The organism is Sphaerochaeta sp. S2, from assembly GCF_016406725.1.
In the GTDB taxonomy this organism is placed as follows: Bacteria; Spirochaetota; Spirochaetia; order Sphaerochaetales; family Sphaerochaetaceae; genus Sphaerochaeta.
Genome location: NZ_JAEKNT010000031.1, coordinates 1 through 11,720, shown reverse-complemented (window position 1 = coordinate 11,720; position 11,720 = coordinate 1). Strand labels below are relative to the sequence as shown.

The 11,720-nt window shown below is 47.2% G+C and carries 12 protein-coding genes, 2 tRNA genes and 1 pseudogene; 9 read left to right on the top strand and 6 right to left on the bottom strand.

Going from position 1 to position 11,720, the window contains the following annotated elements; all coding sequences use genetic code 11:
• The 3 genes from manA to JF818_RS00765 all read left to right on the top strand — a co-directional run.
• A partial coding sequence (manA, locus tag JF818_RS00775; RefSeq protein WP_198890092.1) for a mannose-6-phosphate isomerase, class I occupies positions 1 to 869 on the top strand: 869 nt, incomplete at its 5' end.
• 59 nt (positions 870 to 928) lie between these two features.
• Positions 929 to 2,203 carry a serine dehydratase subunit alpha family protein gene (locus JF818_RS00770; protein ID WP_198890091.1) on the top strand — a complete coding sequence of 425 codons (1,275 nt, stop codon included), beginning with the start codon at positions 929 to 931 and terminating at the stop codon, positions 2,201 to 2,203.
• Positions 2,200 to 2,793, top strand: a complete 594-nt coding sequence (locus JF818_RS00765) for a 3'-5' exonuclease (RefSeq protein WP_198890090.1) — start codon at positions 2,200 to 2,202, stop codon at positions 2,791 to 2,793. Before JF818_RS00770 ends, JF818_RS00765 begins: the two co-directional genes overlap by 4 nt.
• Here JF818_RS00765 and JF818_RS00760 read toward each other — a convergent pair.
• Entirely contained in the window at positions 2,753 to 3,652 is a 900-nt protein-coding gene (locus tag JF818_RS00760) for a phosphatase PAP2 family protein (protein ID WP_198890089.1), read from the bottom strand. The two genes, JF818_RS00765 and JF818_RS00760, sit on opposite strands and share 41 nt — an antisense overlap.
• A 106-nt stretch (positions 3,653 to 3,758) precedes the next feature.
• Between JF818_RS00760 and JF818_RS00755 the strand changes: the two genes are divergently transcribed.
• From JF818_RS00755 to nagB, 4 genes are all read left to right on the top strand, one after another.
• Positions 3,759 to 3,832 (top strand) — tRNA-Asp (locus tag JF818_RS00755).
• A gap of 157 nt (positions 3,833 to 3,989) precedes the next feature.
• Positions 3,990 to 4,063, top strand: a tRNA-Asp gene (locus JF818_RS00750).
• 72 nt (positions 4,064 to 4,135) lie between these two features.
• On the top strand, positions 4,136 to 5,206 hold the full coding sequence (gene mnmA / locus JF818_RS00745; protein ID WP_198890088.1) for a tRNA 2-thiouridine(34) synthase MnmA: 1,071 nt from the start codon (positions 4,136 to 4,138) through the stop codon (positions 5,204 to 5,206).
• Positions 5,207 to 5,258: 52 nt separating this feature from the next.
• Positions 5,259 to 6,071 carry a glucosamine-6-phosphate deaminase gene (gene nagB, locus JF818_RS00740; RefSeq protein WP_198890087.1) on the top strand — a complete coding sequence of 271 codons (813 nt, stop codon included), beginning with the start codon at positions 5,259 to 5,261 and terminating at the stop codon, positions 6,069 to 6,071.
• Positions 6,072 to 6,147: 76 nt separating this feature from the next.
• Here nagB and JF818_RS00735 read toward each other — a convergent pair whose 3' ends face one another.
• From JF818_RS00735 to JF818_RS00715, 5 genes are all read right to left on the bottom strand, one after another.
• Positions 6,148 to 6,783: a hypothetical protein gene (locus JF818_RS00735; RefSeq protein WP_198890086.1), complete on the bottom strand. Its 636-nt coding sequence runs from the start codon at positions 6,781 to 6,783 to the stop codon at positions 6,148 to 6,150.
• A 229-nt stretch (positions 6,784 to 7,012) separates the two neighbouring features.
• The gene (locus tag JF818_RS00730) at positions 7,013 to 7,207 is read right to left on the bottom strand and encodes a hypothetical protein (protein WP_198890085.1); all 195 of its coding nucleotides are present in this window, start codon (positions 7,205 to 7,207) and stop codon (positions 7,013 to 7,015) included.
• Positions 7,208 to 7,355: 148 nt separating this feature from the next.
• Positions 7,356 to 8,465: a DUF362 domain-containing protein gene (locus tag JF818_RS00725; RefSeq protein ID WP_198890084.1), complete on the bottom strand. Its 1,110-nt coding sequence runs from the start codon at positions 8,463 to 8,465 to the stop codon at positions 7,356 to 7,358.
• A 35-nt stretch (positions 8,466 to 8,500) separates the two neighbouring features.
• A complete protein-coding gene (locus tag JF818_RS00720; protein ID WP_198890083.1) occupies positions 8,501 to 9,298 on the bottom strand; it encodes a glycerophosphodiester phosphodiesterase in 798 nt (265 codons plus the stop codon).
• Positions 9,291 to 10,034 (bottom strand): RNA methyltransferase, encoded by a 744-nt coding sequence (locus JF818_RS00715; RefSeq protein ID WP_198890082.1) that lies wholly within the window; start codon positions 10,032 to 10,034, stop codon positions 9,291 to 9,293. Before JF818_RS00715 ends, JF818_RS00720 begins: the two co-directional genes overlap by 8 nt.
• Positions 10,035 to 10,089: 55 nt before the next feature.
• Between JF818_RS00715 and JF818_RS00710 the strand changes: the two genes are divergently transcribed.
• Together JF818_RS00710 and JF818_RS00705 are read left to right on the top strand one after the other, a co-directional pair.
• A complete protein-coding gene (locus JF818_RS00710) occupies positions 10,090 to 11,322 on the top strand; it encodes an AI-2E family transporter (protein WP_198890081.1) in 1,233 nt (410 codons plus the stop codon).
• Positions 11,319 to 11,720: pseudogene (locus JF818_RS00705) on the top strand (DNA repair protein); the annotation flags it as partial. The gene JF818_RS00710 and the pseudogene JF818_RS00705, both read left to right, overlap by 4 nt.

The window sequence follows — 11,720 nt, the reverse complement described above, 5'->3', positions numbered from 1 at the left end:
GTAAACGACTTCCCCAGGAACTCTGGAACTACAAAGACCCCAATCGTAAGGCGGAAGTCATCTATGCACTTACCCCGATTACCGCAATGTGTGGGTTTCGTCCCCTTGATCAGATTGTTCCTGTATTGAAGCTCCTGCTTCCTGAGGGATATGTGAAACATTTCTCTTATCTTGATGAATCAGGGGTTGATGATGATGAGAAGCTTGCACGGTTGTTCAAGCAACTGTACACCATGAACACGGAGTCCTTGTCCTCCCTTATTGACGAGTATGTAGCCTCCTTGAAGGCCCATGAAGAGCTGCCCACCAGTACAGCTGATGGACGTTTTCTTGAGAGCAAGGGAATCGTTCTTGCAAGCTATGTTTCCTATCCCCATGACCCGGGACTGTTTTGCCCATTCTTGCTGAACGTAAAACACCTTGAAAAGGGAGAAGCTCTTTATCTCTCACCGGGGACCTTGCATGCCTATGTTATGGGCAATGGCATTGAGCTTATGAGTGCATCGGACAATGTACTTCGTGGAGGGCTTACCAACAAGAAGGTGGATGTCAAGGAATTGATGAAGGTCACAGAGATCAAGGGAAAAGAAGTCCAGAAGGTACAGATGTTGCGTGGGATCTCAGGGAGAATGCATCTTCTCACTCCTACCGAGGAGTTCCACTTGATGGTCCTTCCCAGCGGAACCTATGAGATTACCGACCGCAGAAGTATCGAGTTACTGTTTGTTGGTGAGGGAAATGCCCAGTTTATCTCTGAAAAGGAGAAGCGAACGTTGCAGAAAGGGAGTTGTCATGTGGTAGCAGCCTCTCTTGGCTCCTATACCCTGCAAGTGGAGGGAATGCTGTTTATTGCTGATGTTCCCAGATGACGGAATATTTCGTTTTTTTTGGGTTGGAATGAGTATCTGAGCAGTGATATAGTACATATATGGATAAATACCTCAAAATATTGCGAAAAGAGTTGCGTCCCGCAATGGGATGCACTGAACCCGCAGCCTCAGCTTTGGCTGGTGCAAAGGCTGCGGAACTATTAGGACTGGTACCTACCTCTTTGGAGATCTGTACCAGTAGGGATATGGTCAAGAATGCGATGGGTGTCGGCATCCCAAATTGCTCCTTGAAGGGGATTCAGGCAGCAGTTGCCCTTGGAGCAAGTGGGGGAGACAGTGAGAAGGGGTTGAGCATTCTCAGTAGTCTTGGTGAAGAACAGATAGAGAAGGCTTCAGCAATTCCCGTCTCTCTTGTTATTGAAAGCGGTGTCCCTTCCTTGTATATCAAGGTTACTGCAAAAGCGGGAGATGATCTTGCCATTGCCACCATCAGTGGGGAGCATGACCGGTTCAGTTACCTGCAACACAATACTACCGTTTTACGTGAACTCGCAGTTGATGCCTGTGGTACAGAACTTGAAGTGGAGGATGAGCAATTCCTCGGTTCTGCGAGTCTTGCTGATTTACTCTCGTGGGTAGAGCAGGCACCCCAGGAGGCGATCGACCTGGTTCTGGATGCAAAAGAGACCAACCTCGCCATTGCACGACATGCTCTCGATGAGGAGTATGGCCTCTCGGTAGGAAGGATTGCTGCTGAGCCGATAGGGAAAGAACCAAGCAGCCTATCAGAGGCGTTCAGCTTGGGCTCAGCCATGGCTGCTGCTGCCAGTGATGCAAGAATGGCTGGATGTCCGTTGCCGGTGATTATCAATAGTGGCAGTGGGAACCAGGGAATTACCTTGACCGTCCCCATCGCGGTAGTTGCAGCATATTTAAAGAAAGATGATGAACAGCTTGGAAGGGCTTTATTGCTTAGTCAGCTGATAGGATTGGGCTTGACTGCCAGGAAAGACCGGCTGAGTGCTCTCTGTGGAGCCTTCACGGCCTCCATTGGTACAGCTTGTGGATTGGTGTATCTGCTGGGAGGGAATCTGGAAGAGATGGACCGTGCTTTCAACACCATGGTCGGAAATCTTACAGGGATTATCTGTGATGGGGCAAAGTCCACCTGTGCCCTGAAGATCTACAGTTGTGTGGAAGCGGCAAACCTTGCCTGCAAACTTGCATTCCGCGGTCTTTCCCCAGGAAGTGAGAGCGGAATCGTTGGAAAGTCGAGTATGGAGAGTATGGATTTTCTCTCCAGAATCAGTCATGAAGGGATGGAAGAAACGGATAAGACGATTCTCTCCATCATGTTGGGAAAACAATCGTGAACTATGTAGCATTAGATTTCGAGACGGCGAACAGCTACCCCGGTGGAGCTTGTTCAGTAGCACTTGCCCGGTTCGATGAAGAAGGTACCTTGCTTGAGACGTATTATTCATTGATCCGTCCCAAGCATCCGTATTTTGATCCAGGGATGACAGCAGTGCATAAACTCTCCAGTGATGAGTGTCTTGCTGCCCCTGAGTTCGACAAGATCTGGGAGCATATGCGTTCATTCATCGGTCGTGATATCCTTGTTGCTCACAATGCAGTCTTTGACATGGGAGTGATGAAAGCTGCATTTGAGGCATATGACCTGGAGGCAAGGGAGATGAGCTACCTATGCACCCTGATCATTGCACGCAAGCTCTGGCCAAAGATGCATAGTTATAAACTCTCCTATCTGGTTGATTACTTCGATATGGAGTATCAGGCTCACTATGCCCTTGATGATGCAATCATGTGTGGGAAGATCATGTATCGGCTCTGCCAGGGGCATTTGAATGAGCTGCTCGATCTTCGCCGGTTCCTGATCACCAAGGGTATTGAGCCGAAGGTTATTGAGCACCAGAGAAAAGACGCAGATTTTTTCCTATAAGCGGATAGAGGCCGGTTGCCCAGAGCCCTACGAGGCTGTATCGTACGAAGCCTCCAATTGCATACATTGACTCTGGGATGATTACCTTGGAGCCCATGATCAGAAGCACAACAACCAAGCCGATTAGATACCGGCCAATCTTCTTTCCTAATGTTCCTTCGGTCAAGAATTGAACCTTCTTGTTCTCGAGGGCGAAGCCAAGATAGCCTCCACCACCGAGAGCGAGGATCTTCATCAGGTCATTGAATGCCGTCTCATCAGCGGAAAAGAAATTGAGCAGGATACTGATTACCGCTCCGCTTATGGCAAAGATCGTTCCTAGGATGATCAGGTATCTCATACGTCGTTTCTCATCATCATAGATGAAGTCCAGGTAATGGTAGAAGGCAAAGCTGATGGATACACCTAGTAAGAGTCCGGCGAATACGTCGATCGGCCAGTGCACCCCAAGGTATAGCCTGCTCAATCCTACAAGGGTCATCATGATTGCACAGAAAATACTGAGTTTACGCTTTCGGAAGGTGAGTGCGAGTGCTGTATAGAAGGCTGCCCCGGTTGTCGTATGTCCGCTGGGGAATGAGTATCCAGTTGCAGTCTCCAGTCTTTTGCCTTGGATCGATTCCAATACCTGGAACGGACGTGGTGCCTTGACCGTGGCTTTCAGTATACCCATCGCGAGTACCGAGAGTAGAATTGATGAGTAGAGGCCGAACCCTTTCTTCTTGTCATGATTCCAGAAGATATAGAGGATAACGGCAATGACGAAGGTCTGCTCACCCAAGAGTGAGGCGAGGTTGCCCAAGAAGTCGAGAACGGGGTTCTCAATATTCAAAAAGAACAGCATGATGGATTCTTGCATGGGTATCTTCTCCTTGCGGGAAGTATACGCAAGGGTTTCTTTATTGGCAACAGCGTAGCATGTTGACAAAAGCCTTTCTATCGTGTAGTTTCCAAGAGTGCTTTTTGAGGGTGTAGCGAAGCTGGTTATCGCGACGGCCTGTCACGCCGTAGATCGCGGGTTCGAGTCCCGTCACTCTCGCTAGCAAGAATCCTTTGTTCATCTCTGGTGAGCGAAGGATTCTTTTTTGCTTTAGGAGATGACTATACAATTCTTGGTGATTTTAGCGAAAAATGGGAAAATCTTTTTTAGCTATGTTGACAAAAATACAGGGATAGTGTAGTTTCACTCTTGCTATGAGGGTGTAGCGAAGCTGGTTATCGCGACGGCCTGTCACGCCGTAGATCGCGGGTTCGAGTCCCGTCACTCTCGCTTGAAGAAACCGCCTTGGATTCCAGGGCGGTTTCGTTCTATTATATGGTCTGATTAATTTTCGGAGGGACGATGAAGGTACTGGTAGGAATGAGTGGAGGAATAGATTCTTCCGTTGCAGCATATCTGCTGAAGCAGCAGGGACATGAGGTTACAGGGGTCACTATGACCATATGGAACAAACGTGCCCACTTGGCTCGTCCCCTCGGTTCAACCAGTTGTTTCGCTCCCGACAAGAGCGAAGATATCAAGGCAATCAAACGAATCTGTGAGAAGATAGGTATAGAACATCATGTACTTGAGTTGAGTGATCAATTTGAGGAAGTCGTGCTTGCAAACTTCAAGGATGAATACATGGATGGGCGTACACCGAACCCCTGTGTTTGGTGTAATGCCAAGATCAAGTTCGGGGCCATGGTGGATTATGCCAAGGAAAGCGGCCTTGTCTTTGACAAGTTTGCCACCGGACACTATGCCCGCATTACAGAAAAAAACGGTCGCTATGCGATAACCAGGGCTGTTGATCTTAAGAAAGACCAGTCTTACTTCCTCTATCGTCTTAGCCAAGCTCAACTCGCTGTCACGCTGTTTCCCCTCGGTTCCATGACCAAGGAAGAAGCCCGCACCATTGATGTGGAGCAGGGATTCCATAAGGTCTACCAGGAAGAGAGTCAGGATTTCTATGATGGGGATTATACCGATCTTCTGGAAGTGGAGAACAAGCGGGGAAATATTGTCACCCAGGATGGAAAGATTCTTGGAACCCATGACGGGATCTGGCACTACACCATTGGACAGAGAAAGGGGTTGGGTATAGCGGCTGAACGGCCACTCTATGTATTGCAGCTTGACGCACAAAAAAATGAAGTGGTAGTCGGCTATGTAGAGGAGACTCTACAGAGTACCGTAACAGCTGATGACGTTGTGTGGAGCAGCAAGCCTTCCTTGGAGGGAGAAGTGGAGGTGCAGGCGAAGATCCGCTCCACAGGGTACCCCACAGAAGCCAGAGCCCACATGAATGATGACGGTACCATTACAGCTGTGTTCTCGGACTCTGTAAAGGCTGCGACTGTTGGACAGTCACTGGTGCTCTATGAAGGGGAGAGAATCCTCGCCGGGGGAATCATCAAGGAAGCCTTCTGATAGTTGTCTCATACTGTCTTTCCGTTTATGATGGAGTGACAAGGAGAGCACAATGCGAGTCATCATCCAAAACGATTATGAGAATCTTTCTCTCTGGGCTGCCCGGTATATTGCAAGCAGAATCAGGGAGTTCGAGCCAAATGAGAACCGTCCTTTCGTACTGGGACTGCCAACCGGATCTTCTCCGCTTGGAACTTATGCTGAGTTGATCAGGCTGAATAGGGAAGGGTATGTCTCATTTGCCAACGTCGTCACCTTCAACATGGACGAATATGTTGGTCTTCCAAAAGACCATGAGCAGAGTTACTACACATTCATGTGGAAAAACTTCTTCAACCATATCGACATCAAGAAAGAGAATGTCCACATCCTTGACGGAAATGCAAAAGATCTGGAGGCGGAGTGTGCTGCCTACGAGGATGCAATTGCTGCATTCGGTGGGATTGAGCTTTTTCTGGGTGGCATAGGTTCTGATGGCCATATTGCATTCAACGAGCCATTCTCTTCCCTCTCCAGCAAGACCAGAATTAAATCACTCACCTACGATACCAAGGTGATGAACAGCAGATTCTTTGACAACGACATGAGCAAGGTACCATCCCAAGCTCTTACCGTTGGAGTGAAGACCGTAACAGACAGCAAGGAAGTCATCATCCTGGTAAACGGCCATGCAAAAGCACGTGCATTGCAGGCAACCATTGAGGGTGGGGTAAGCCAGAACTGGACCTGTAGTGCTCTCCAACTACACCCGAAGGCAGTCATCGTCTGTGATGAAGCAGCCTGTGGGGAATTGAAGCTGAATACCTACAAATACTTCAAGGATATTGAGGGTGATAATCTTTCAGTAGAGAATATGCTCTCGTAAAGAAGATCGAGTGAACCAAGAAAACAGGCCCGAAACCATGAAGGTATCGGGCCTGTTTTTTTCAGGATGATAAGATCTAGTAGGCAACAGAAACCCCTACATAGGGACTCAATGTGAAGCCATCTATTGAATAATCATAGGACATTGTAATACCCCCACTACTACCTTCAATCGTTCCAAAGAGAGGAATAAGACCTTGAACACCAATATTCAAATATGTTGATGGATCTAACGAGTAGTTGATTTCAGCCAATAATGACAAGGAGAACAAGGTAAGTGTGGTTTCTACTGGAATGGATCCAGAGTTATCTGTTTCGGAATCAAGGCTCATCACTATGCCTCCCCCCAATTCGAAAAAGGAGCCCATTTCCAATGGTTGTTGGATAACGAGGCCAAGCATGAAGTCCCATCCGATGGGGTCCTCAGATGTATCGACAGAGGTTCCTCCTATTTCCATTGAAGTGACTTTCCCAAACCTTGCCATATAGTTGATACCTAATGAACTTGTTGGGGATAAGAAGGAAGTTCCTTTTATATAGCCACCGAGAGTGTTTGCTTTTGCATCAGTTGCAATCTCAGTACTATCAATAGTAATTGAGTCAATAGTTTCAAAGGAATAAAATCCTCCAACGGACACTTTGTTGGTTTGAGCAAACAACTGAATAGTCGCAAGTATCAAAACGGCTAAGATTAATGCAATACGTTTTTTCATTGGTTTCTCCATTAATAGTGATAAATATATACAGATAGTCATAGTATACCATAGCTATGAGCGATTTGTTATTGCATATATGTAAAAAGTATCCTATTTATGCACAAATTGCATATGAAATGGGTTTTTAGAAAGTCTGCTAATCATATACTTTTTCTAATTCTGAAGAAGGAAATATCATGATACGAATTATCCGTTGAGATACTAGCAGAATAACTTAGAAAGCTAATTAAAATCTGATAGAGGGGGTAATGGCAAAAACTGTCATGCCAATTTCAGTCTCTATAGATATATTGCTTCCAGAAAGTGTGACTATATCACCGATAAGGATGAGGACCTTTGCTCCGATATTCAGGAATTTCATGGTATTGAGAGCACGGTTTTTCGTTGCATAGCCACCAACATTTACAGTGAAGATTTCCATGATTGATTATCCGGACCATCCTCTGATGATTCATTTTAATTCCTAAATTGGATTCATGCACCCATTTTAAGAAAAGTACCGCAAGAATAGTTTTTAAAAAAACAGGCCGAGATATAGACTCAGCCTGAATACCTAGCTTCTTGTGTGGTTACTTCACCTCAAATAACTCATACTCCATCGTTCCCAACCCCAGTTTCTCCCCATGCTCCAGGGCCACTTTCCAGCTAGTGGTAGGGTGGGTGTCAGTAAAATGGTCATGATGACAGTGTTCTCTCTCTCCAAGGGCAGAGGAAGGGATGAACGGTTGCTTGTTCACTGCATCCGCACATGCCTTATCCAATGCAATAGGGTCGAAGGATGCGAAAAATCCTACATCCGGTACTATGGCCAGATCATTTTCTCCATGGCAGTCACAGTTCGGTGAGACCTCGGTTACGATATTGATATGAAAAGTTGGTCTTCCATGACAGATTGCATGGGTGTACTCAGCAATCTTGCAGTTCAACTTGTCATTGGAGCTACTGTCATTGTTTGAGATTGCATCAGTTGGGCAGACCGCAATACAACGCCCACAACCAACACACTTGTCTTGGTCTATCCAGGAAAGGCCATCGGTGATTTGCGGAGCATCGTGGGCACAGATATCGATACAGGCACCACAACCGATGCAAAGACTCTGGTCAACCTGTGGTTTTCCATCACAGTGCATCTCCATCTTCCCTGCACGGGAACCTCCGCCCATTCCGATATTCTTGAGGGCACCACCAAAACCGGTGGCCTCATGACCCTTGAAGTGGGCGAGGCTGATAAGGATATCGGCGTCCATCAAGGCACGTCCTACCTTTGCTTCCTTGACATACTCCCCTCCAGGAACGGGGACCAATGTCTCATCTGTTCCCTTCAGTCCATCACCAATGATGATATGGCATCCGGTAGCATAGGGTATAAACCCGTTTTTATAGGCACTCTCCATATGATCAAGTGCATGCTTTCTACCCCCAACATAGAGGGTGTTGCAATCGGTAAGGAATGGCCTTCCTCCCAACTCCTTGACCAGATCAACCACTGTGGCGGCATAGTTTGGTCTCAGGAAAGCCAAATTGCCCGGTTCTCCGAAATGAATCTTGATGGCAGTAAACTTGTTCTTGAAGTCGATGGTCCCAATTCCTGCTTGCTTGATCAGCCTGGTGAGCTTATGTAAGCGGGAGTCGCCATTATCGCAGCGTAAGTTTGTGTAGTAGACTTTGGAAGCTTCCAAAAGATACCTCTCTTTATTGTTGTTTTTTTGCTTGCTTATCGTAGTCCCAGCTCTTTAGCAACCTTGATGGCTAAAGCTGGTTTATCGGTCATTACAGAATCTACTCCCATCTGGTAGAGACGCTTCATTTCAGCTTCCTCATTGATGGTCCAGACTTGAATGATGCTCCCCCTGTTATGCATGGTTTGTATAAAAGAAGGAGTGACCACCTCGATGCCCCACTGACGGGTGGGAACCTGAAAAATAATGGAGTGCTTTTTCCCAGAGAGTAAGTGGAGCTTCTGGAGTGCCAAGAGGGGTACCACCTCAAGGGTGGTAACACTTGTCAGTATATCGGGAGCTTTCTTCCTCAGTAGTTTGAGATTTGAGAGGTGAAAAGAAGCAGCAACGATACGCTTTGTGGCCTGCACTGAGTGGATCACTTCGATGAATGTGTCGACGATGGCTGGATCCTTGCTTTTTAGGTCAATATTGAATCGCTGGCTTGGACACGCCTCCAAGGCCTCTCTCAATGTACACAGTTGCACACCTTTCCCCCTGAAGGGAAACGTTTCTCCGTTGTCTGGAGTGAATGTATATCCTGCATCGTAGGTTTTCAGTTCAGCTAGGGTATGATCTTCCACTCGGCCGGAACCATCGGTATTGCGGTCCAATGTCTCATCATGCCAGATGACAAGCTGGCCGTCCTTACTCAGATGTACATCGGTCTCGATGACATCAACACCCAATGTACATGCACTCAAGAAGGCACTGAGTGTGTTCTCTGGGAAGTGTGCACTATCCCCTCGGTGGGCAACCACCCGAGGCATTGGGTCAAAAAAGGAATCAGTCATCTTGCTCCTTGTTCTTATGGGCCTTGATCCTGGCTGATTTAACAAAGACTTTTTCCATCTTCTGGATTTCGCTCTCGGTGAGAGCAGAACGTACAAATACATCGCGAAGGAAGCGGAAGGTCCAGAGTTTCTCCTGGCCTAGTTTGAAGTACCCAATCTCATCGAGCGCATCACACGCTTTAAGCGCGGCCTCCTCGCAACGGCCTTGTGTTACTGGGTTTGCTCCCTCAGGGTATGTCTTGATGGTATCGTAAAGACAGTAGGTGATGATTTGGACCGCTTGAGATAGATTGAGAGAGGGGAACTGGTCGCTGGTTGGTATGGTTACCACCTGACTGCACATTGCCACCTCATCATCAGTAAGTCCGTCGGACTCTCGTCCGAAGACGATTGAGATAAGACCGTCACCGGTCTTCTGTACCACCTCAGCCAATTGGGTGGGGTTGAGCGAGCTATGCTTACGAAACTTTCCTCTTCTTCTTGTAGCAGCAACACTGAGCACACTTCCGGAAAGTGCCTCCTTGAGTGAAGAGAATCGCTCTGCTTGCTCCCAGACATCGCTGGCATGTAATGCAAGCGTTCTTACACGGTTCTCATCGTATTCACGATCACTCACAAGGACCAGATGGGTAATGCCCATGGTCTTCATGGCTCGACAGGTTGAGCCAATATTGGCTCCATCCTGTGTATCAACCAGTACGATTTGAATCCTATCCAAATTGGTTTGTTGGTCCATAGAACCAGTAATAACAGATATTGCAGGTTTTTCCAAGCTAGTCTATAGTTGTCCTATGACAGAAAAACCGTTCTCAGGAAATAAGTACATCCAAATATTCCTTGGAGTCATTGTAACATTGGCAGTATTTGCTGCTTTAAAGATGTCGAAAGACGTGATGATTCCCCTCGTTCTATCGTTTTTCTGTTATCTGTTATTCAGCCCATTACTTCGTAGGCTCGATAGACTCCACGTACCAAAAATCATCTCAGTCATATTTGTTATGGCTCTATTGCTCTTTCTTTTTCTTGCTGCTGGTTGGTTTGTCATCATAACAGTCGATACCTTGGTGGACCTGGTACCATTCTATGTAGAGAAAGTGGTCTCACTGGACCGACTGCTCACCAGCAGGGCAAGTTCCTTTATTGATCTTCCTGAAGGGGCTTCCTTCCTATCCATACTGCCCGTGAACTGGTCGAATATTGCCATCAGCAGCCTAACCTCCATCAGCAACAAGTTCCTTTCGATTACCAAGGTTGCATTGTTGGTCTATATTTTTGTGCTTTTCCTGTTGCTGGAACGGCAAAGTGTAATTCCCAAGTTGCTGGCAGCCATTCCTAGAAGCAAGGGCATGAAAGTTGCTGTCATGTTTGAACGCATTACCCGCCAGACCTCCAAGTATCTGTTGTTGAAAGTCGTGATCAGCCTATGTACCGGTGCACTTTTCTTTCTCACCGCAGTGGTTACTGGACTGGACCTTCCCATTCTCTGGGGAGTCTTGGCCTTCTTTTTCAACTTCATACCTTCCATTGGTTCAGTTATCGTGACAACCATTGTCATCTTTATGTCCCTGATCCAGTTTGCTCCCGATTGGACCAATGTCTTTTATGTGGCGATCCTTGCAATAAGCACCCAGATGATTCTGGGGAACATCATTGACCCCCGCCTACAAGGCGGTCAACTCAATCTATCGCCCTTTGTTATTCTTGTCTCACTTTCTCTCTGGGGCTTTATCTGGGGACTTCCCGGGATGTTTATCTCTGTACCCCTGACCAGTGTGTTGCAGATTCTCTGTGCAAATATCAAGAGTCTCAGGCCAGTTGCCATCCTGATAAGCAGTGGTAAGAGCTATCAGCGGGAGACGGCAAAGCAAAAAGCCCTGGAGCGTTATCTAAGAAAGCAGGATAAGCTCAAGAGGGGAGAGCATCCCACCGCAGAGCACATCAACGAAGCACAGGAGAAGGAAGCCCATGAGAACTATCACAAGGGTGACTTTGTCCTTCCGGAGAATTTCGGCGACAAGAAATGATTGATTTTCCTACACTCTCAATGGAAGAAGCAGCAAACTATCTGAGCCTACCTTTCAGCCAAAGTCCCGAGGGGTATGAGGCATTCGTACAGACAATCCTTGGTTTCTATGAAAACCATGGACGAGCGTTCGTCTGGAGAGAGACCAGCGACCCCTATCGGATCCTGCTTTCCGAGGTGATGCTGCAACAGACCCAAACCATTCGTGTCATTCCCAAGTATGAGTTGTTTCTCTCCCTGTGGCCCACTCTCAAGGACTTGGCAGAGGTGGCGTTAGATGAGTTGTTGTACCACTGGAAAGGATTGGGCTATAACCGGAGGGCTCTGAATCTCCGTAAGAGTGCCATTGCATGTGAAAAGTGGGATTGGAACCTACCCAAAAAACAGGCTGAACTGCTC